26 protein-coding genes and 2 pseudogenes are annotated in these 19749 nt (G+C 54.5%); 16 read left to right on the forward strand and 12 right to left on the reverse strand.

The genetic code is table 11. The features are described from left to right. On the reverse strand, positions 1 to 277 hold a 277-nt coding region (locus ACLQMU_RS03500), incomplete at its 3' end, for a hypothetical protein (protein ID WP_443673546.1). Positions 278 to 312: 35 nt separating this feature from the next. Next, a complete protein-coding gene (locus ACLQMU_RS03505) occupies positions 313 to 1242 on the reverse strand; it encodes a hypothetical protein (protein WP_424040034.1) in 930 nt (309 codons plus the stop codon). A 370-nt stretch (positions 1243 to 1612) separates the two neighbouring features. Here ACLQMU_RS03505 and ACLQMU_RS03510 point away from each other — a divergent pair, with 370 nt between their 5' ends. The 4 genes from ACLQMU_RS03510 (at position 1613) to ACLQMU_RS03525 (ending at position 3080) form a co-directional block, all read left to right on the forward strand. After that, positions 1613 to 1906, forward strand: a complete 294-nt coding sequence (locus ACLQMU_RS03510) for a nucleotidyltransferase family protein (protein ID WP_424040033.1) — start codon at positions 1613 to 1615, stop codon at positions 1904 to 1906. Next, on the forward strand, positions 1899 to 2243 hold the full coding sequence (locus tag ACLQMU_RS03515; RefSeq protein ID WP_424040031.1) for a HepT-like ribonuclease domain-containing protein: 345 nt from the start codon (positions 1899 to 1901) through the stop codon (positions 2241 to 2243). The genes ACLQMU_RS03510 and ACLQMU_RS03515 overlap by 8 nt, the downstream gene beginning before the upstream one ends. Positions 2244 to 2459: 216 nt before the next feature. Beyond that, on the forward strand, positions 2460 to 2687 hold the full coding sequence (locus ACLQMU_RS03520; RefSeq protein ID WP_424040030.1) for an antitoxin VapB family protein: 228 nt from the start codon (positions 2460 to 2462) through the stop codon (positions 2685 to 2687). Positions 2688 to 2690: 3 nt separating this feature from the next. After that, positions 2691 to 3080 carry a type II toxin-antitoxin system VapC family toxin gene (locus tag ACLQMU_RS03525; RefSeq protein ID WP_443673547.1) on the forward strand — a complete coding sequence of 130 codons (390 nt, stop codon included), beginning with the start codon at positions 2691 to 2693 and terminating at the stop codon, positions 3078 to 3080. Positions 3081 to 3169: 89 nt separating this feature from the next. On the opposite strand, the gene ACLQMU_RS03530 is transcribed toward ACLQMU_RS03525, so the two are convergent. Next, positions 3170 to 3454: a helix-turn-helix domain-containing protein gene (locus ACLQMU_RS03530; protein ID WP_424040026.1), complete on the reverse strand. Its 285-nt coding sequence runs from the start codon at positions 3452 to 3454 to the stop codon at positions 3170 to 3172. Positions 3455 to 4299: 845 nt separating this feature from the next. Here ACLQMU_RS03530 and ACLQMU_RS03535 point away from each other — a divergent pair. Together ACLQMU_RS03535 and ACLQMU_RS03540 are read left to right on the forward strand one after the other, a co-directional pair. Next, positions 4300 to 4884, forward strand: a complete 585-nt coding sequence (locus tag ACLQMU_RS03535; protein WP_443673548.1) for a nucleotidyltransferase domain-containing protein — start codon at positions 4300 to 4302, stop codon at positions 4882 to 4884. A gap of 239 nt (positions 4885 to 5123) precedes the next feature. Continuing rightward, positions 5124 to 5366, forward strand: a complete 243-nt coding sequence (locus ACLQMU_RS03540; RefSeq protein ID WP_424040150.1) for a hypothetical protein — start codon at positions 5124 to 5126, stop codon at positions 5364 to 5366. A 119-nt stretch (positions 5367 to 5485) separates the two neighbouring features. Here ACLQMU_RS03540 and ACLQMU_RS03545 read toward each other — a convergent pair whose 3' ends face one another. Both ACLQMU_RS03545 and uvrA read right to left on the reverse strand, forming a co-directional pair. Continuing rightward, entirely contained in the window at positions 5486 to 5845 is a 360-nt protein-coding gene (locus ACLQMU_RS03545; RefSeq protein ID WP_424040152.1) for a winged helix-turn-helix transcriptional regulator, read from the reverse strand. A 90-nt stretch (positions 5846 to 5935) separates the two neighbouring features. Continuing rightward, complete coding sequence (uvrA, locus tag ACLQMU_RS03550; protein ID WP_422149247.1) at positions 5936 to 8746, reverse strand: excinuclease ABC subunit UvrA; 2811 nt, start codon at positions 8744 to 8746, stop codon at positions 5936 to 5938. A 171-nt stretch (positions 8747 to 8917) separates the two neighbouring features. Here uvrA and ACLQMU_RS03555 point away from each other — a divergent pair, with 171 nt between their 5' ends. Together ACLQMU_RS03555 and ACLQMU_RS03560 are read left to right on the forward strand one after the other, a co-directional pair. Further along, positions 8918 to 9676 (forward strand): type IV toxin-antitoxin system AbiEi family antitoxin domain-containing protein, encoded by a 759-nt coding sequence (locus ACLQMU_RS03555; RefSeq protein WP_422149246.1) that lies wholly within the window; start codon positions 8918 to 8920, stop codon positions 9674 to 9676. 110 nt (positions 9677 to 9786) lie between these two features. Further along, positions 9787 to 10453: pseudogene (locus ACLQMU_RS03560) on the forward strand (nucleotidyl transferase AbiEii/AbiGii toxin family protein). Positions 10454 to 10459: 6 nt separating this feature from the next. Here ACLQMU_RS03560 and ACLQMU_RS03565 read toward each other — a convergent pair. Next, a pseudogene (locus tag ACLQMU_RS03565) lies at positions 10460 to 10705 on the reverse strand (hypothetical protein); the annotation flags it as partial. 158 nt (positions 10706 to 10863) lie between these two features. Here ACLQMU_RS03565 and ACLQMU_RS03570 point away from each other — a divergent pair. Beyond that, positions 10864 to 11058, forward strand: a complete 195-nt coding sequence (locus ACLQMU_RS03570) for a hypothetical protein (RefSeq protein ID WP_424040155.1) — start codon at positions 10864 to 10866, stop codon at positions 11056 to 11058. After that, the gene (locus ACLQMU_RS03575; RefSeq protein WP_424040157.1) at positions 11043 to 11192 is read left to right on the forward strand and encodes a hypothetical protein; all 150 of its coding nucleotides are present in this window, start codon (positions 11043 to 11045) and stop codon (positions 11190 to 11192) included. The genes ACLQMU_RS03570 and ACLQMU_RS03575 overlap by 16 nt, the downstream gene beginning before the upstream one ends. A 14-nt stretch (positions 11193 to 11206) precedes the next feature. On the opposite strand, the gene ACLQMU_RS03580 is transcribed toward ACLQMU_RS03575, so the two are convergent. From ACLQMU_RS03580 to ACLQMU_RS03590, 3 genes are read right to left on the reverse strand one after another with little or no spacing between them, the layout of a single operon-like run. Beyond that, the gene (locus ACLQMU_RS03580) at positions 11207 to 11434 is read right to left on the reverse strand and encodes a type II toxin-antitoxin system HicB family antitoxin (protein WP_424040159.1); all 228 of its coding nucleotides are present in this window, start codon (positions 11432 to 11434) and stop codon (positions 11207 to 11209) included. Then, complete coding sequence (locus ACLQMU_RS03585) at positions 11434 to 11787, reverse strand: HepT-like ribonuclease domain-containing protein (protein WP_424040161.1); 354 nt, start codon at positions 11785 to 11787, stop codon at positions 11434 to 11436. The genes ACLQMU_RS03580 and ACLQMU_RS03585 overlap by 1 nt, the downstream gene beginning before the upstream one ends. Next, the gene (locus ACLQMU_RS03590; RefSeq protein WP_424040163.1) at positions 11780 to 12076 is read right to left on the reverse strand and encodes a nucleotidyltransferase family protein; all 297 of its coding nucleotides are present in this window, start codon (positions 12074 to 12076) and stop codon (positions 11780 to 11782) included. The genes ACLQMU_RS03585 and ACLQMU_RS03590 overlap by 8 nt, the downstream gene beginning before the upstream one ends. A gap of 142 nt (positions 12077 to 12218) precedes the next feature. Between ACLQMU_RS03590 and ACLQMU_RS03595 the strand changes: the two genes are divergently transcribed. After that, a complete protein-coding gene (locus ACLQMU_RS03595) occupies positions 12219 to 12407 on the forward strand; it encodes a tautomerase family protein (RefSeq protein ID WP_422148661.1) in 189 nt (62 codons plus the stop codon). Between the two features lie 96 nt (positions 12408 to 12503). Here the strand turns inward: ACLQMU_RS03595 and ACLQMU_RS03600 are convergent, their stop codons facing one another. Further along, positions 12504 to 13634, reverse strand: coding sequence for a hypothetical protein (locus ACLQMU_RS03600; protein ID WP_422148660.1), 1131 nt, complete (start codon positions 13632 to 13634; stop codon positions 12504 to 12506). A 145-nt stretch (positions 13635 to 13779) separates the two neighbouring features. Between ACLQMU_RS03600 and ACLQMU_RS03605 the strand changes: the two genes are divergently transcribed. Beyond that, positions 13780 to 14343: an RDD family protein gene (locus ACLQMU_RS03605; RefSeq protein ID WP_422148659.1), complete on the forward strand. Its 564-nt coding sequence runs from the start codon at positions 13780 to 13782 to the stop codon at positions 14341 to 14343. A gap of 292 nt (positions 14344 to 14635) precedes the next feature. Further along, positions 14636 to 15229 (forward strand): hypothetical protein, encoded by a 594-nt coding sequence (locus ACLQMU_RS03610; protein ID WP_422148658.1) that lies wholly within the window; start codon positions 14636 to 14638, stop codon positions 15227 to 15229. 156 nt (positions 15230 to 15385) lie between these two features. Here the strand turns inward: ACLQMU_RS03610 and ACLQMU_RS03615 are convergent, their stop codons facing one another. Next, positions 15386 to 15937 (reverse strand): archaemetzincin family Zn-dependent metalloprotease, encoded by a 552-nt coding sequence (locus tag ACLQMU_RS03615; protein WP_422148657.1) that lies wholly within the window; start codon positions 15935 to 15937, stop codon positions 15386 to 15388. A gap of 16 nt (positions 15938 to 15953) precedes the next feature. On the opposite strand from ACLQMU_RS03615, the gene ACLQMU_RS03620 reads away from it, so the two are divergent. Next, a complete protein-coding gene (locus ACLQMU_RS03620; RefSeq protein WP_422148656.1) occupies positions 15954 to 16379 on the forward strand; it encodes a UPF0146 family protein in 426 nt (141 codons plus the stop codon). Here the strand turns inward: ACLQMU_RS03620 and ACLQMU_RS03625 are convergent. After that, positions 16352 to 17800, reverse strand: coding sequence for a replication factor C large subunit (locus ACLQMU_RS03625; RefSeq protein ID WP_422148655.1), 1449 nt, complete (start codon positions 17798 to 17800; stop codon positions 16352 to 16354). The two genes, ACLQMU_RS03620 and ACLQMU_RS03625, sit on opposite strands and share 28 nt — an antisense overlap. 96 nt (positions 17801 to 17896) lie before the next feature. On the opposite strand from ACLQMU_RS03625, the gene ACLQMU_RS03630 reads away from it, so the two are divergent. After that, complete coding sequence (locus ACLQMU_RS03630; protein WP_424040166.1) at positions 17897 to 18916, forward strand: methanogenesis marker 2 protein; 1020 nt, start codon at positions 17897 to 17899, stop codon at positions 18914 to 18916. Further along, the gene (gene mtxX, locus ACLQMU_RS03635; protein ID WP_424040167.1) at positions 18898 to 19665 is read left to right on the forward strand and encodes a methanogenesis marker protein Mmp4/MtxX; all 768 of its coding nucleotides are present in this window, start codon (positions 18898 to 18900) and stop codon (positions 19663 to 19665) included. The genes ACLQMU_RS03630 and mtxX overlap by 19 nt, the downstream gene beginning before the upstream one ends. The last annotated feature ends 84 nt before the right edge of the window (positions 19666 to 19749 follow it).

Consider the following 19749-nt stretch of genomic DNA (forward strand, 5'->3'; position numbering starts at 1 on the left):
TGACAAACAGGAATCCAAAATAGACCGCCGTCAATCCCCCGAGTAACGGGTCCATCCGGGGGAACTTAATCAATGCGGCTGCAAGCAGGGCTGCTGCAAGCCACGTTGCTCCAAGGGCGATCCCGGCTGGAAAGCCATCGAGTTTTGTCCCAAAGAACCAGGTTTCCCAGTTGATGACAAAGGCAAACAAGGTGGCCAGCGCAAAGACTATGAGAAGTCCAAGCACGCAGTATTTCAGGATTGTTTCAGTTTGTGCAATCATATTTTTGCTCGTCATAATCATCATTGCCGTCCAAAAAATAAATAATATTTTTAGTAGGAATAGGTAATTTTCGCCATATTGGAATTTCTGTCATAGATGTCCATAGCATGATTCCATACATTGCTTAGGTATATCCGGGTAGACGATCCAAACGGACGAGTAATACTCCCATGCTGCCCGATAATATATCCGTAGGTATAGCCATTATCCCAGTTGCTGCCAAACTCGATAGTCCCATTCGAATAGACAATAAAACTCTGAGTATCTTCGATGGTGCCGTAAACTGCTAAACGATACTGATCGTATATGGCATCACTTGAAGCAGAATCGGGTACATCTTCATCCCGAAAATGGCATTCATAGTACGTATATGACCCGGGATGGGTGTTGTAGATTATACTGTAGAGTTGATTTCCACCATTTACCGTGTAGGGAATATTATTCCCGTCACGTCCGGTGCCTCCGTTTACATCCACAGCCACTTGGATGAGGGTGAGTGAATCCGGAAGGGCGGTAAGTTGGAGATTACTTGATTTCATTTGGACGTTATCTGGTTGAACTTGTAGTGTGCGCATTTGGGTGGCGTTCACTCCCAGTTCTTTCTTACGATTTTCTTGAACGACCTTATTCAGATCTTCTGCAACTATGATCTGTTTTACCGTGTCCCGTTGCTTTGCCGAAAGTTGTTGCCCCGTTTTAGTTTCAAGAATATCAATAATTGAATCTAGATTTGTTTGATACTTTTTTACCAAGCTACTAGACAGGTCTTTGTAGTATTGATCATGGGTTGTGATTCTTTCGTTTATGGCCGTGGAGACATTGCTCTGGATTTCATTGTGAATCGGCTGATATAAGGAGACAATTTTTTGATCACTATTATCTCCTTGTGCTGCGGAATCGGCAGCACTCGCCATCGGTACCATAATCATCGCTGCGAGCAACAATGCCAGCAGCATGACACCAATTTTTAGTGTTTTCATGTTCTTTACCTCTGCACATTTTTGTTTCACCCGGAGGCATGGGAACAAGATTCATAATCCGATGAGTACATGATCTCATGCCTGCGGGCGGGCCCGGCCGCAATTTGACGTGGGGCGGGCCCGACCTCTTGATTGCGGGACAACCCCCCGGCTGTCCACGCTTTGGCGTGTTCGCGACGGCAGATATAATGGTTCTAACGCAGGTATCTACCGGATTCCTGATCGGCAGAATGCTGGGCGGGAAACAGTAAGAGACGGTTTGCCGGCTGCCCCTGGCAGGGATATCCCCCGGCAAAAATCCTTATCTCCCGTCCCTTCTTCCTGCCATATCGCTCATATAGGGGAAATGCCCATATCTGCATGTAAGCATATGCAGGACACCGCCGGGATACTGGAGCAGCTGCGGGGCATGAGGCACGAGCTCGAAGAGCAGTACCATGTGAGAAGGATCGGGATCTTTGGCTCGTACGCAAAAAAAGCGCAGACAGACGAGAGCGATCTCGACCTCGTAGTGGAATTCTCCCGGCCGATAGGTATGCTGGCATTTGTGCACCTCAAAGACATGCTTTCCCAAAAGTTCAGTCTCCGGATCGACCTTGTCACACCAGACGGCCTCCACCCGCTCATCCGCGACCAGGTAATGCATGAGGTTGTGTATGCCTGAAAAACGTACTGCTGCGCTCCTGCTATACGATATTTTCCAGGCTATAGAAAAGATCGAAACATTCTGTGCCGGTTATTCTTTTGACCAGTTTATGGAGGATCAACGCACACAGGATGCCATTCTCCGCAATATCCAGATCATTGGCGAAGCATCAAAGAACCTGCCCCAGGATCTCATTTCCCGCCACCCGGAAGTGGACTGGAGCGGTCTTGCCGGTGTCCGGGACATTGTTACGCACCGGTATTTCCGGGTAGACTGGAACCTTCTGTGGACCAGCATCCATGAGGAACTGCCGGTGCTTAAGGATCAGATCGGGAAACTCATGAAGGAAGAATAACGAGCCGATGGATGGTACCTTGTTGCAACAAAAGGGAGCCACCGCCAGTACAAGCACCGGACAAAACCGGGGTGGGGATCGGACGGTTTTTACCGGCGTATTTTTGCCAATTGGTTGTTATATTGGCTTTGATTTCCGGGCATCAGGGAACGGGGCTTTTTATCCCTGCTTCCTGTATCCGCATAATTAAATACACATACATACACAGAATTTCATATGTCTACCAAAACCATCAGCATCACGGAAGAAGCATACGAGCGGTTAAGAAGTCTCAAGAACGGCGAAACTACCAGTTTCTCAGAAGTAATCGTCAGGTACTACCCGGTCAGGAGAAAATTATCCGATGTGCTTGGTGAACTGGGCGACTGTACCGACCTCGCGGAGAGCATCGGGAACGTCTCAAAAGAGATGCGGAAAACAAAGATGCGAAACGTAAGGTTCTAAACAATGCCCATTGCCGATACCTCGTTTATTGTAGACCTGATGAGAAGAGATCCCGGGGCTCTTTCCTGTTACCACTCCTATGAAGACCGGGGCATTGCGCTTTTTACCACCGGGATAACTGCTCTTGAACTCTACAAGGGGGCGTTTGTGTCCGCAAACGACAAAAACCGGATCAAAGTGCAGGCAATACTGGAATTATTTATCGTGATCCCGGTGGATGAATCGGTATATGAAGCCTTTGGCAGGATAGCCGCGGGATTGTGCCTGGCGGGAAATCCGATCGGGGATTTCGATGAAGTGATCGCTGCCATTGCACTCTGTAATGATAAGGAGATCATTACCCGGGACACCCATTTTAAAAAGATCCCCGCGCTCTGTGTTGTTCCCTACTAAACGGGGTTTTCCTTTTAGGTGCCGCACAAAAAATACTCCCGAAAAAAACGTCCGATCACGTCTCCTCGAAAATCCGGGGCGGATCGGATTTACTTCCCGTATTTCCCGCCTTTCGTGACGTGGTAATCCGGATCCTTCTTTTCGTAAATTGAAAAGAGGTCAGAAGGATCGATTTCAAGGGCTGAACAGATTTTTAGAATCGTGGAGAAGGTTGGGCTTCGCTTGCCGTTTTCAATCAGGCTGATGAACGTCCGATCGAGGCCGGTGAGTTTTGCAAGTTTCTCTTGAGATATTTTTTTGGCTTTACGCTCTTCTTGGATAATTTTGCCAAAGATCTCTTCTCTTTTTGATGTCACTAAAGGAATCGTTGCCAAGAATGGGGGATGTGTTTATCGCAGACTATAGTCGACAAATTTATCCGCCCCGCCGGCATATACCTCATCCGGTGTCTGGTGACCTATGTTCGTCAACCCGGATAAATACAATAATCCCGGGCGCTTACCCCCCGGCTGTAAAACGTCGTAGTTGACAAAGGCGCCCGGGTTTTTCCGGGAAAATCTCACCAGCCACCGGAATTTTCAAGGACAATGCGGATAACGGTCACTCTTCAATAACGCCCGATGCCAGGAAAAAAAGATCGGTTGTATCTACCCGCTTTTTAAAGGGTATCCTGATGAAAGAACTCAGAGCGCAGTACCCCCAAATCACGTACGATGCAATCGCCGCTCTGCGAGATATTATTACCGGGATCAGTAATCCTCATTTTTCTGCTGTTTATTTATTTAGGGTCAGTTTGGGAAATTTCCCATAAAGTCCCCAAAGTAAAAGCACTTTGGGATTTTTTTGGGAAAATATCCATACCAGATCTCAAGTAAATCCCAAAAAAATTTGTCCAATTCTCATCGTTCAGGAAATCTCCAAATAGGACCGCTCAACAAGATTTGTGTAGACTGGGCCCTCCCCGTTCACCATCCGGTACAGCATCCACCCGGCATATCCCCCGGTCCCCGTAAACCCGGCCGCAAGACTGAACCAGCCGATATCTACCCCCGCTTAATCCTGCAAATCCGAAACGATCACGTCCAATCCGCCTGTCTAGAATCCCACGAAGTCAAACCCCAAACAAAAAAATACCCGGCAACAATGCAGCACCCGGTCATTTTTTTTAAAAATCCATTTCCCAAAAACCTATTATCTATAGCGCCAAAAAATTGGACATATGTCTAAAAAATTAGACATCCCCGGTAGTGACTTGTGGGTGCTTTCCCTCTTCACTGAAGGATACGGCCGCGAATACTATATACGGGAGATAAGCGCCCTCCTCCCGATCAGCCACGGCACTGCACAGACAATCCTTGAGCGACTGGAAAAAAAACTCGTCCTTTCATCTAATCTCCGTGGAAAAACCCGGATCTTCCGGATCAAACCGGGCGAGATGGCGATCCAGTATTTTATCCTGGCAGAACAGTATAAAAAAATCTCATTCATGGAAGACAAACCATATGCCACGGAAGTCCTTAACAAGATTCATCCATTCATCGAAGGGATTTCCCTGCTTTTCGGGAGCTATGCAAAAGGTACTGACACGGGGGATTCAGATCTCGATCTCCTTGTTGCAGGGCATTACAATGAGAAGGAAGTTAAACAAATCGGGAAAAAATACAATATCGAAATCAATATCAGGATTTTCCCGGAAGAGGTCTTCGTGGGGATCGATCCACAGGACGCTCTTCTCATCGAAGCAAAAAACCACCATATTGTGTGGAAAAATGCGGAAGCATTTGTCCGTGCGGTGATCTCATGAAGAACAAACTGGCCTGGTGTGCCGGCGTGAAAAATGGGATTACGCTTATCGAACCAAACGAAAATCTCGCATCAGCATACCTATAAAAAATCTGAAAGACGCGATGGATGCGATGCATTCGGTTACTTCCCGGGACTGGAAGATTTAGAGCAGCATATTACTCTCTCTACTTCTCGTTGTACTCAGTACTCATGAAAATCGGGATCAAATCCGAAAATCACGTTTGCACAATCGAAATCATGCACCACATCCTCACAGGTTTTTTTACCGGAGAAGAATGCGAGTTGCTGGAAGAAGCGCGAGAAGCACGCGTAGAAACCCAGTACTACACGATGAGCGAGGTCTCTGGTGATTTTGAAGACACCCTTACACAACAGGTTCCCCGGTTTCTGGTGAAATGCCGGGGGATCGTTGATCGTCTTGATGCAAAACAAATCGGGAAATTACGGGAAACATTCCTGGAACGGGTTAAAAAGGCATAAAAAATTTGTTTTGCTCCATAAAATTTCACTGTATTTACTAACGCGGGGCTTAGCTCCTGATGGCTGTGAGGCGCAAAGTCCTTGAGTGACACGTCAAAACCCCCTTTTACTTCCCCGGCTCATCCCCGGCTGTCCGCGCTCCCGGATGGTTCTCCGGCACTCTCCCCGGTAAACTGCCTGAACACATTCAATCCGGCAGGACAAAGGGTATAGCGGACAGCCCTTCCCGTTTTGCTGGTGGAAATAATCCCGTCTCCTTTTAATCGCTTCGTGTGCCACGTGATCGACGGGCCGGCAATGCCCACGATCCCGGCGATATCCTTCCTTGAGACCTCGGGGGACGCGGCAAGAATTTCAAGAATCCTCCGCGTGGTCGGGTTCAGCTGGCCGGGCGTGCTCCGGAAAACCTGTATGATTTTACGATCGTTTCGGCAATCCCGCTCGCATTTGTACGTGTTTTCTACTGTGCACGGATTCATGCACCGGTTGCAGAGTTCGTAAACGAATTCCGGGACGAGCTGATCGGAGCCCCCGGGAGCGTTTTTTTAAAAAGATATAAAAATGAACAATCACGATTTTTCCACGAGTATCGGCTTCAGGAACTGCCCGGTATAGCTCCCCGGTACAACCGCCACCTTCTCCGGTGTCCCGGTCGCCACGATCTCGCCGCCGGCATCCCCGCCCTCGGGTCCGATATCGATGAGGTAATCGGCCGATTTGATCACGTCCAGGTTGTGCTCGATCACGACCACGGTGTTGCCCTTCTCCACGAGGTCGTCGAGCACTTTGATCAGTTTCTTCGTGTCGTCGAAGTGGAGCCCGGTGGTCGGCTCGTCCAGCAGGTAGAGCGTTTTCCCGGTCGCCCTCTTCGCAAGTTCCCGGGTGAGCTTGATCCTCTGCGCTTCGCCGCCCGAGAGCGTGGTCGCGCTCTGGCCGAGCTTGACGTAATCGAGACCGACCCGTGAGAGCATCTCGAGCTTGCTCTGGATCGAGGGAATGTTCTCGAAGAGCGCGAGCGCTTCCTCCACGCTCATGTCCAGCACGTCCGCGATCGATTTGCCCTTGTATTTCACTTCGAGCGTCTCGCGGTTGTAGCGCCTGCCCTTGCACTCCTCGCATTCTATATAGACGTCGGGCAGGAAGTTCATCTCGATCTTGATCAGCCCGTCGCCTTCGCAGGCCTCGCAGCGGCCGCCTTTGAGATTGAACGAGAACCGGCCTGCCTTGTAGCCCCGCATCTTGGCCTCTTTTGTCCCCGCAAAGACCGTCCGGATCTCGTCGAAGACCTTGGTATAGGTCGCCGGGTTCGAGCGCGGCGTGCGGCCGATCGGGCTCTGGTCGATCACGATCACCTTATCGATCTCGGAATCGAACACGATCTCCTTGTGCACCCCGGCCTGTTCCCGGGAGCCGTACAGCTTCTGCATCATGCCCTTGTAGAGCGTGTCGTAGACGAGCGTGGACTTGCCCGAGCCGGAGACGCCGGTTACGACTGAAAAGAGGCCGATCGGGATCTTCACATCGATGTTTTTTAAGTTGTTCTCCCGGCAGCCCCTGACCGTGATGTACTTCTTTGCCTTCCGGCGTTCTGACGGCACATCGATCTTCTTTTTACCGGCAAGGTACTGGCCGGTGAGGGACTTCTTGTTCTTCTCGATCTGCAGCGGGGTGCCTTCCGCTATGACCCTGCCGCCGTGGAGCCCGGCCCCGGGCCCGATATCGATCACGTGGTCGGCAGAGCGGATCATGTCCTCGTCGTGCTCCACCACGATCAGGGTGTTTCCTATGTCGCGGAGCGTCCGGAGCGTCTCGATGAGTTTCCGGTTGTCCCGCTGGTGGAGGCCGATGGAGGGCTCGTCGAGCACGTAAAGCACGCCCATCAGGTTCGATCCGATCTGGGTGGCGAGCCGGATCCGCTGCGCCTCGCCTCCCGAGAGCGTCCCGGCATTCCGCGAAAGCGTGAGGTACCCGAGGCCGACCTTTTCCAGAAAGAGCAGCCGGGACCGGATCTCCTTGATGATCTGCCGGGCGATCCCTTCCTCTTTCTCCGTGAGCCTGAGTGATGAGAAGTACGCAAGGCAGGCCGAGACCGAGAGATCGGTCACATCGATGATCGATTTGTCGCTGACCCGGACGGCGAGCACCTTATCCTTGAGCCGCTTTCCCTTGCAGGCCGGGCAGGGGAAGACCCGCATATAGCTCTCCAGTTCGCGCTTCCGCCACTCGGACTGGGTCTGGGCGTAGAGCCGGGCGGTCTGCGGGAGGAGCCCTTCCCACTCGCCGTTATGCGACCATTGTGCATCGCCGTTTCTGGTGCTCATCGAGAAGTGCATCTTCTCGGCTGAACCGTACATCAGGGCGTTGTACTGGGTCCCGGTCAGGTCTTTTATGGGGGTGAGGGCCGAGAAGCCGAAATGCTTTGCGACCGTCGCGAGGTACTGGCCCCGGAAACCGTCCATGGGGTTCCGGTACGGCGCCACTGCACCGTCCGCGATGCACCGGTTCTTGTCCGGGATGATGAGGTCGGCGTCGAACTCCATCTTGACCCCGAGGCCGTGGCACTCATCGCAGGCGCCAAAGGGGCTGTTGAACGAGAACATCCTCGGCTGGAGTTCCTCGAAGGCAAGGCCGCAGACCGGGCAGGCCAAAAGCGACGAGTAGGTCGATTCCTTTCCCTCCTCATCGGCCACGAGCACGAGCCCATCGGACTTTTTGAGCGTGTTCTCGACGGCTTCGGCAAGCCGGGCCCGGTCTGGGGTTTCGAGCCGGTCGATCACGATCTCGATGTCCTGCTTCTTGTACCGGTCCAGGGTTACCTCCTCGTCGGTGCGGATGATCTTTTTGTTCACCCGCACCCGGGCGTAGCCTTCCTTGTTCAGGTCTTTGAGGAGCTGCTGGTAGGTCCCTTTCTTCTGACGGACTATGGGCGCGAGGACCGTGACCATGCCGGGGTGCTCCGCAGCGATCTGGTCGGCGATCCGTTCCGGGCTCTGGGCGGCAATCGGGATATTGTGCTCTGGGCAGTACGGCGTTCCGATCCGGGCAAAGAGCAGGCGGAGGTAATCGTAGATCTCGGTCGTCGTCCCCACGGTCGAGCGGGGGTTCTTTGACGTGGTCTTCTGCTCGATTGAGATGGCAGGCGAGAGCCCTTCGATGCTGTCCACATCGGGTTTCTGCATCATGCCGAGGAACTGGCGGGCATAGGAGGAGAGCGACTCTACGTACCGCCGCTGGCCTTCCGCGTAGAGCGTATCGAACGCGAGCGTTGATTTACCGGAACCGGAGACGCCCGTGATCACGACAAGCTTGTCACGCGGGATCTCGACATTGATATTTTTCAGGTTGTGCTGGCGGGCACCTTTGATGATGATGTTTTTCATGAGTATGTGCTCAGTCTGTTTAGCTCCGGTGTTTATAGGGGTGAGGTTCGGGGCATGAAAGTGAAGGAAAAATTTACCGACAAATCCTACAGAATTCCCCCTCCCGTACACCAAAATTAACATAAATGTTAAGGTTGGTGTACTTATGGGGGAAACAGGAAGGAGATGCCAATGACAATTGAGATCCTGAAGTCCATGGCAAAAGAGAACCAGGTCTTTTCGTTTGCTCAGCTGTACCAGAAGACGCACATCAAAAAAGAGATGCTCTGGGTTATCCTCTCCCGTATGGAAGAGAAAGGGTTCATCGAGCGGATCGAGAAAGGCAAGTACCTGATCATCCCGCTCGGGAGCGAGAAAGGAAAATATACGCTCCACGAATTCGTCATTGCTTCGTACCTTGTAAAACCGTACGCGATCTCCTACTGGAGCGCCCTCCATCACTATGGACTCACCGAACAGATCCCCGCCACCGTCTTTGTCCAGACACTTGCACGCAAGAAGAAGAGCCAGCCCGAAATTTTCGGAGTCAACTATCAGATCGTCCGGGTGAAGGAGGAGAAGTTCTTCGGCATCCGCACGGAATGGGTCGAGGAGACTCCGATCAGCATCACCGACAAGGAAAAGACGGTCATCGACTGTCTTGACAAGCCCCACTATGCCGGGGGTATCACGGAGGTAGCAAAAGCTCTCATGAACGGTTCACTGGATCATGACAAGCTCAGCGAATACGCAGTCAGGATCGACAATTTCGCGGTTGTCCGAAGGCTTGGATACCTGTGCGAAAAAGCAGGCGTGCCTGTCAATCTCCCTCCTCCCCGGTCGAACAAATACCTGTTGCTGGACCCCACGATGCCGGCCAAAGGGAAGAACGATCCGAAATGGCGGCTCGTGATTAACCAGGAGACAGTACTGCCGGAGTCGCCTGAATGATCCCGACCCTCGAAATCAAGGAACGTGCCCGTGAGTCCGGTGTGCCACCATCCACGATCGAGCGGGACTATGCACAGAACTGGCTCCTGTCAACGCTTCGCCCGGTAAACATGGTATTCAAGGGGGGAACCTGCATCCGGAAAGTGTTTATCGAAGACTACCGGTTTTCAGATGACCTCGATTTTACTCTTCTTGAACCGATCGGCGCCGATGCAATTTTTGCAAGCGGTGGGCGATGCGATCGTTCGGGCCCGCGAAGAGAGCGGCATTCTTTTCGAAGATGACCCCGGATTACGGGCGACCCGGACCGGTTTCAAGGCAACAGTACGATTCCGGATCCTGAACCGGGGATCCGCATCCCCGGTTAAGATTGATCTGGATTTGACAAGCCCCGATGAGGAATGTGTCCTTCTGCCGGTAACCGAACGCCAGGTTTACCATCCGTATTCCGATGGGTTCCCGATATCTGTGACTTCGTATTCTCTTGAGGAAATTCTGGCGGAGAAGATTCGCTCGCTCTTCCAGAGAACCCGTTCACGCGATCTCTACGATATAGGCCAACTGGCTGACCGGGTGGATCGTCAGGTTGTGAAATCGATTCTTCTGCAGAAATGTGATGCAAAAGGTGTCGCTGTCGATACGGCATTACTTGCGGGAAAGCGTGAGCAGTTCAAAGCTTTGTGGCAGATTTCTTTAGGACACCAGATGAAAGTGGTCCCGGATTTCGATGAGGCTTTTGAAAAAATGCTGACAGAGACAGGGGAATATTCAGCGTAGGACGCTGGCAGGTGATAGTCCCTCGATGGAATCCACGTCGGGCTTCTGCATCATGCCGAGGAACTGGCGGGCATAGGACGAGAGGGGCTCGACATACCTCCGCTGGCCTTCGGCATAGAGCGTGTCAAACGCGACCGTTGATTTGCCAGAGCCGGAGACCCCGGTGATCACGACAAGCTTATCATGCGGGATCCCGACATTGATATTTTTGAGGTTGTGCTGGCGGGCACCCTTGATGATGATGTTTTTCATGCTGGTGTGCTCATACACTCAGCTCCGGCAATTAAAGGGATTCACTTCGGGGCAGGAAAGTGGAGGGGAAACGCCGTTGCCTCAGGGAACAGGAAACCTGATTATCTTTCTCGCATAAAGGATTAATCAGAGAACCCTCAAAAATACGAGACTACCCCATGGAAGTCGAGGAACAGATCATCAGGGAATTACACCAGGTGCCACGCCAGCACTATCGTGAGATCCTTGATTTTATCCGGGAAAAAAAGAAGAAAGCCGGCAAATTAATCAGTGACACCGCGCTTGCCAGCGAATCTTCCCTTAAGAAGGACTGGTTACGTCCCGAGGAAGACGAGGCATGGGCGGATTTGTAAAGGGCGACGTTATTGTCGTTTTGTTTCCTTTCTCTGATCTGAGCAGCGCAAAGAAACGTCCCGCTCTTGTCCTTGCCACGCCGGATGGCGATGATGTTATTCTCTGCCAGATAACCAGCACGAGACTGACATGAGGAGAGCCCGGGGATTATCCCGCACCAGTATTGACACAAACCCTGTGGACGGTGAACTCCTCTTCAGCCGGGATCTCCCGGTTCTCCTCCCTGAAGCAGGAGATCATGAGCTCGATTGCTTCTTTCGCATTCGCAATTGTTTCTTCGACCGTCTCTCCCTGCGAGATGCAGCCGGGCAGGGCCGGCACTTCAGACCAGAACCCGCCCTCTTCAGCCTTATGGATAAGAATCGAATATTCCATCAGGTGCCTTCCGGTGGTTTACGAAGCAATTTTTTCACGGCAATCGCAAGTGGTGACAGATCATGCCGGATGGTCTCCCACAGGATCGTCGGGCTTATGGAAAAATACCCGTGGATCATCTTGTCCCGCATTCCTGCGAACTCTTTCCAGGGAACATCAGGGTACTGGTCAACAAGGTCCCGGGGGAGTTTCTTTATCGCTTCCCCGATAACCACAAAATTGAGAATAATCGCCTCGCGTGTCCTCCGGTCGCTGAGCAGGTGCTCGTACGTCATGCCGTCCGTATAGGACTGGATCGCGGAGATCGCATCGTCAATGTCCGTGAGATAGAGTTTCATCTCTCGCTTAGACATAGATGACCTCAGCGAGCACGTCCTGCCGGATCACCGGCTTTAAGGAATCCGAAGTTACGAGATCGACCCGGGCTCCGAGTCGCTCGGAAAGAAAATGTTCAAGCCGCATAAAGGTGACAAAACCCACCGGGCGGGAGAACTCGACCAGGAGGTCGATATCGCTTTCTTCGGTCTCTTCACTCCTGGCGACTGAGCCAAACACGCCGATCGTCTTAACAGAATATTCCCTTGATACTTCTCCTTTGAGTTTTTTCAAGGAGGAGAGGATATCCTGCCGTGTGGATCGCATGGTATTACCTATGGTAACATGGGCGACGAACTATTAATAAATATTTTAATCCGGATCTTTTTGCCGGATCCGCCCCCGCAGTCGATCCAAACGCGAGGGAGTAAATAGCATCCGTTCAAACATCTTACCTCAAGGTGCTACAATGCCCGTTGTTATACTCAAGGTGCGCAAAGGCTGGACCACGGAACAGAAACGCAGGATTGTCAAGGAGTTTACGAACACGCTTGTCTCTACGCTCAAGATCGACCCGGACCTCGTCACGATCATGATCGACGAGCACAGCCTCGAAGACATCGGCCATGGCGGCGTGCTTCGCTCCGACGAGCACTAACCTTTTTTAGTTCCCAAAAAAAGTTCCCGAAAAAGGGCCGGAAAATAATAATGTTAAGCCCCGATGCTCCCCCTCACAGGTGTGGGCAGGGCCGGTCTACTGCAGCTTTCTCCCGGTTTTACGTTCCTCGTAGGAGATCTGCGTGCTCCTTCCCGGGGTCAGCTCGTCCTTATCTCCCTCAGCGTCCTGGAACCGCTCTTCAAGGGGGATCCTCGCACTTCTTCCCTGAGTGAGTTCGCCCCGCTCATCATGGGCGCTCTGGAACCGTTCCTCAAGAGGGATCCGGGCACTCCTGCCGACAGAGAGTTCTTCCCGGTCGTTCGTTGCGCTCTGCCAGCGCTCCTCAAACGGGATCCCGTTGCTCCGCTCGCGTGCCGCAGGGTTTCCCCGGGAGGCATTCTGCGGTGAAGAATCCCCATCCGGGATAAAGTCGATGCCTGAGTCGGGGGAACCACCGGCCCGCATCTCGGGACGCCGGGCCGGGGACCCGGCAGGGCAATTATCAGGACGCGGGGCGGACCGGTCCGGAGGACGTGGCGCAGCAGTCCCGCCGGGGCGCCCGCCATCGTCCGAAGTATGCCGGGGACCCGTGTACGCAAACCGGCTCTGCCCGGGAGCGGGAGCAGACCCGCCCCGGATCTTCGCCACCTGTTCGTCGATCTCCGCGTCAATCTCGCGCTGGCTTTTTTCGGTGAACATCAGGAACTGGAGGAAGGCCTCGGGCTCGCGGAAGACCGACGCGTTGATCCTCTCGCAGACAAGCCTCCGCTCAATATCGCCGTACCACCCGCCCGAACGTATGGTGATCGCACCACCGCCGGGCTCAAAGACATAGGCCCGCTCCACGCTGCCATCGCGCCCGAACGCGGTCTCGGCGATCCCGTTTTCTTCAAACGAGAAGGTCTTCCCGACCGCACCATAGTCCCCCCCTTCCCGCATCACGATCTGCCGCCCGCCCGCCTCGTACCGGAACGTCCGGGGCGGCTGCCCGAAGGAAAAAGCCTCTTCGAGCATCCCGTAGTTATCGAACACGAACCTCCTCAGGATCTTTCCCGGCTGTGCAGGGTCGTTTTCCGTCATCGTATTGGATGACGGATCGAACCGGTAGAGCCTGCGGGTCACATCGTGGCTGTCCTGTACCTGGATGCCGCCTACACCGTAACGGTACACACGGCTGATCGAATCACGCTGGCTCCCGGTAAATTCGGTGATGACTGATTCTGTCATTGTCAACCTCACGGTCTGCCTGATTTTTTAACGTTACTTCTTCTGCGCATAAAAGGGTTGTTCTCCCTTGGAGGGTGACCCGGCCCTGGCGAACGTGCCGGCTTCGTAACCTTCATTCCCTCCTGCTGCGTATAGTAACGGTGTTATGGCAGAAGAATTCCCGGGGACTTCCCCGTTACCGGCTCCTGTACCGGAATCCCTGCCGGCGGCAGAACCGGAACGCGCCCCGTTGGAGCATGGCAAGACCCTGCATCTTGCAAAATGGTCTACCAGGTTCTGGGCATGGCTTATCGATATTATCCTGATCGTCCTGTTCCTCAACATCCTCCGCGGCATCCTTGAACCGTTCTGGACCCTGCATCTCATCTGGGATTACCAGCACTGGGGTATCTTCGAGCTCGGGATCGAGACGCTCTTCTTCTTCCTGTACTGGACGGTTTTTGAGAGTTACAAGGGACAGTCGATAGGAAAGATGGTCATGAATATCCGGGTCGTGAACCGTGACGGCACGAAGATCCACTGGGGGACTGCCGCTATCGAAAGCCTGGGAAAGGCATTTATCCCCGTCCTCGCCCTCGACTGCCTGATCGGGTGGCTTGCGATGCCGCAGACAAAACTCCGGGTCTTCAACCGGATCTCCAATACCATCGTCATAAAAACAGATTACCGGGAGCCCGAGGGTTTCGTCTACGTCAGGGAAAAGGAATAATCCGGGATACCCCGGCCATCCGTTTTTCATGGTTTTTGCGGGCTGTCGGAATTCCCGCCGCTAACCGGAACGTCAACCCCGGAATAGCGGGTAAAAGAGGTATTTTCGCCCCGCCACGTCACCCGCCCGGCGCCATTTGCGCTATCCGGTGAGGTGCGTTTCTTCGTCATCGCTCTTTTGAGGATACGTCAGGTGCAGGGAGCTTGCCTTCCTGTTTCCTTTGATGCCGTGGCAACAGGAAAATTGACTTATTCGCAAGAATTTATTGGTTCGGCCGCTCTACACAAACAGCATGGTTCTTCCCTCAGAGCCGGTGACCAACATCGAATCAATGTACCGCCGCAAAAACGGCCGGGTACTGATCGAGATCAAACTGACATCCGTCATCCAGCTCTTCAACTCCTTTGATCCCGCACCTTTTTACGAGAAAGAGATCGATTCTGAGGCGGAAGACTATATTGTGGACACCGTCGAGGATTTTCCGGCAAAAACAAAGTTCATGATCCGCATTTACCTGCCGCCTGCCATTGTTGCGAGCGAAGAAGCAAAAAAGATCGTTCCTGCCATCCATAACCATTTCCGGTACAGGATGCTTGTTACGGAACGGAAATACCGGGCAAAACTCCGGTTCGGCCGGGTCAGCCTCCTCATCGGGCTCTCTTTTCTGGCAATCGCCCTTATAGCGAGCCAGCTGGTCGCGGCCCTGAACAGTCATCTTCTTGCCCAGCTCCTCTCCTACTCGCTCCTGATCCTCGGGTGGGTGGCGATGTGGCAGCCGATTACGGTGTTTCTCTACGAGCTCTGGCCGATTATCCGGTTGAAGAAGATCTACGAAAAGATAAGCAGGATGGAGATTGAGATCCTACCCCTCCCCCAGCCCGGATAAATTTTTCCCGTCGAGGCCGGTGGCAGGTACCGCAGGGAGGAACCCGGCAGCATCGTGACGGGCGTATACGGAATCGTCTGCGGATTCCCGTTCGTAATCGTGGTGAAGAAGCGGGGAGCCGCCGTATTCCCGCCCTTATCAGAGGATAAAAACGTATCAGATCTGGTCGATCTGCGGCATGAGTTTTTCTTCGAGCTTCCGGTGGCAGGCATCGCAGAAACCCTTCTTTTTCCCGTTGAGTTCGTCAAGCGTGTCCGGGCAGAACATGATGCACTCCCGGTCGGTGCAGTGAGGAAGGCCCATCAGGTGGCCGACCTCGTGCGCCCCTTCCTTGACAATCCGGTCGATCAGGTCGTCGTCGCATGCGTCAAGCCCGTAATATTCGTTTGCAAGCCGGGCCGTGGAGACAACTGCTACCCCGGTGGACTCCCGCGCAAGGCCGAAGAGGGCAGAGTGGCCGGGGTTGAAGAGGTCCTGGCTGACCACAAGGAGGATGGGATCGGACATCCTGTGCTGGTGTTTGTATACTTCAAGGTGGTCCAGCTGTGCCTGGGCATCGATCTGCTTTCGCGCATTCACAAAGCCCATGATACGCACCGGGTTCTCAACAACTGTGGCATGCAACCCGGTGACTGCCGAGATCATCCGTTCGACCGGCAGCTGCAGGCCTTCCGGGGAGAGCTGATCCCAAAAAATATGGAGCCGCATCGCTCAATTCTATTGGATGGACGGCTATAAACATATTGAGCACTGCTGCGGCGCATATATCGCATCGCGCTACCGCAATCCCGTCGAGGTTGGGGTGGGGAACAATCCCGATGCCGCGCGGTGCATCCACGAGGCGGGAGTCCGCGTGCGGGCCACCGATATCCGTGCGTGCGACGTGCCGCCCTGGCTTTCCTTTTCCCGCGACGATATTTTCTCGCCCGACCTGTCCTGTTATGCGGGCGCCGACGTCCTGTATGCCGTGCGCCCGGCAGTGGAGATGATCCCGCCGATGATCGCGCTCGCGAGAACGATCGACTGCGACCTGGTGGTCTGCCATCTCGGTTTTGAATCCTACGGGGACGGCGGGACAGTCGTCGACTGCGGCGTACCGCTCCACTATTATTACCGGCAGGGTCAGAACCCGTCAAAGAGCGTGGACTGATTTTTGGCAGCCGTTTTCTTGTCGGGCGCGTCCGGTGCCGGCGGTGGCGCGGGCATGTCCTCTTCCGGCGGCATCACTGTCCTGGTATCCGGTGGCGGGGGTGCGGGTGCTGCGACCGGATCCTGCTCCCCGGCGGAGGTACCCGTTTTGGTTTTTCTTCCTTTTTTCTTCTGTTCCAGTTCATTATCGCGTTCCGCTTTTGTTACAGCCCTTACGATCTCCTGCGCCCGGGCCCGGTCGTTGAGGAAAAAGTTGAGCCCGTCTGCGTCCAGCACCAGCTCGCGCGTGAAGGTTACAGGATCGAGCCCGACAAGGAGGCCGATGATATCCAGGTACTTCTCGCGCAGGGTGGACTGCGGGAGCTGCATGGTGGCCGCGATGCGTGAGAGAACGGAGGAGCGGATCGCCTTCTGTTTTTTTGCCGTGGACATCTTCTGCCAGCGCTCCGGGGGCAGGATGCGGGCGTGGATACCTTTCCCGCCGGCTGCATCGGCGACGCCGAGGAGCATTACCGTCGTTGCGTACCGCCAAAGCGTGTAGTACTGGCGCCGGTAAGTATACCCGATGTACTCGTCGGCACGTGCAAGCGAACGGTAAGCCCGTTCCACCGCGCCGGGATCGGCAATAAGGTGCACGCTCCCCTCCACCCACTGCTCGATGTTATCGGGCGTATCTTCGACATCCCGTGAGATCTTCATCAGGTCCTCGTCCGTGGCCTTCCCGAACACTGCCCCGACGAGCGAGAAGATCGAAACCCGTTCGTCTTTCTGGGAGGTGTGCACCTGGTCGCCGTCGATGGATTCGCGGCCGATTGCCGAGGCATACAGCATGTTCACGGCCGCCCGCACGTCCCCCCCGGCACTTTCGGCTATCTCGTGGACTGCTGCTTCCGAACAGGCAATTTTCTCCTTTGCGCAGATGAACTTGAGCCGGGGTGCGATCGACCGCGCCGGGAGCGCCCTGAACTGGACCGGTTCGCAGCGCAGCCGGAGATCCGGGGCAAGGCCATAGAGGTCGTTTGCGATCAGGATAATGGGCTGCCGGGCATTTTTTATGCACTCGATGATCGCCTTTGCCCCGCCCCGGTCGGCAGTGCCCTGCAGGTTGTCGGCCTCGTCCATTACGATAAGTTTCCTTGACGATCCGGTCAGGCTTGCCGTGGTGCTGCCGGCGCCCGCAATCCGTTCGATCACGGCAGCCGTCCTCTGGTCGCTCGCGTTGAGCTCGATCACGTCCCAGTTCATATCGCGGGCAAGCGCGTACGCGCTCGACGTCTTGCCGATACCGGGCTTGCCGTAGAGGAGGAGAGGTTTTGAGCGGGAGGTCCAGGTCCGGGCCCATTCCGCCATCTGGCGGACCGCGGTCGCATTGCCGACGATATCCGCGAGATGTTCCGGCCGGTATTTCTCTGCCCACTCCATACCAAAGGAGTCGACCCCGTATCAAATAAATTATCTCTGATGAGGCCACACATACCGTACAGCAATTATCCAGTTGTTTACACCAGGGTGACAAGTGTGGTTTCTGACTGTTCCACAACAAAGATCGCGCACGTGGTCAGGGAATATGAAGGCGTGAAACGGAAACATGCCATCGGGGAGATGGTAAAAGCCCTCAGGATCGATGCCCCCCATGTCGTCGCCTCATTCGGCGAGGATGCGGCAGTCATCGAGCACAACGGCGAAGCCCTGCTCCTTGCAGCCGACGGCATCTGGAGCCGGCTCATGGAGGCAGACCCGTACTGGGCAGGCTACTGCTCGGTCCTTGTCAATATCCACGATATCGCCGCCATGGGCGGAAAACCGATCGCGATGGTGGATGTCTTCTCGATGCCTAAGGATACCCGCATCCACGAGCAGGTAGTCAGGGGAATGCATGATGCGTCTGCCCAGTTCGGCGTGCCGATTGTCGGCGGGCACCTGCATCCCGATGCGCCGTACAGCGTGATCGATGTCTCGATCCTGGGGTCAGCCCGGCTTGACTCGATCATATACTCCAATACCGCACAGGAGGGCGATCTCATCATCGCTGCCATCGACCTTGCGGGGCGCGTCCACCCGTCCTGTGCGCTCAACTGGGATTCGGTGACCATGAAGCCGGCTGCACAGGTGCGTGCGCAGATAGCGCTCCTTGAAGAGATCGGGCGCGAGCATCTCGTCACCGCGGGAAAAGATATCAGCAACCCCGGCCTTATCGGGACGATAGGGATGCTCCTCGAAGTGAGCGGGAAAGGTGCCGAGCTCGATCTCGGCCGTGTGCCAAAACCCGATCTCGCAGCAAACCACATGACCTTTGAACAGTGGGTGAAGATGTACCCCGGCATGGGTTTTGTCCTGACAGCGCAAGAAGAGCATGTCGGTGAGCTGGTCCGGCGCTTTGCTGCCGTCGGGATGACGGCACAGGTTATCGGTACCGTGGATGCCACACGGCAGCTCAGGATCCGGTATGACGGGAACGAGGCGCAGGTCTTTGATTTTATTGAAAACGGGATCACCTGCCTCTCTCCCGGAGAGGGCCCATGCAGCAGGCAGCAGTAAAAAAGATCGGGATCGGGATCGGGGCCGATACAGAAAAGGTCATTGACAGCGTCTGCCGGGTCAGCGTTCCGTGCGATATTGTCTGTTACTCCCGGCCGGGCATTGCCACAGTACCTGCCGGTCATCCCCGCATACGGATGGCGGAGAGTGAAACACCCGAATCAGCACTCGTTTCCGACCTGATGACGGGCGCAATAGACGCAGCAGTCCGGGGCACGCTCCCGGCAAATGCCACCCTGCAGGCCCTCAGGGCAGCCGCAGGGGTTAACCACCTGGAACGGATTGCACTTTTGGAGACCGCAGGCGGGAAAAAATTCCTGCTCGCCCCCGTGGGGATCGATGAAGGGTGGACCGTCGCCGATAAGCTTGCGCTCATCCGGAAAGGCCGGCTGATTGCCCGCCGGTTCGGCCTTCCGGAGAAAGTAGGCGTCCTCTCAGGAGGCCGTTTCGGGGATATCGGCCGGCATGCCCGGGTGGACCGGAGCATGGCCGAGGCAGAGCTTGTTGCACGGCTCGGGGATGCAGTACATTACGAGATCCTGATCGAGGATGCAATCGAATCCTGCGGCCTGATCATTGCGCCGGATGGGATCTCCGGCAACCTGGTCTTCCGTACGCTCGCCTTTCTGGGAGCCGGGCACGGGCATGGGGCACCGGTCGTAAATATCGATAGAATTTTTGTGGATACCTCGCGCGCCTCACCGGATTTCACGAATGCGCTATTGCTCGCTGCATCATTGTTGGAATAAATTTTAATCGCGTAACGCGGCTTATTTTTTAAAACAAACCGTTTTATGGCAATAAAAAATATTCTGCGAAATTCTGGAGCGCGT

It is taken from the genome of Methanoregula sp. (genome assembly GCF_052325125.1).
Classification (GTDB): domain Archaea; phylum Halobacteriota; class Methanomicrobia; order Methanomicrobiales; family Methanospirillaceae; genus Methanoregula.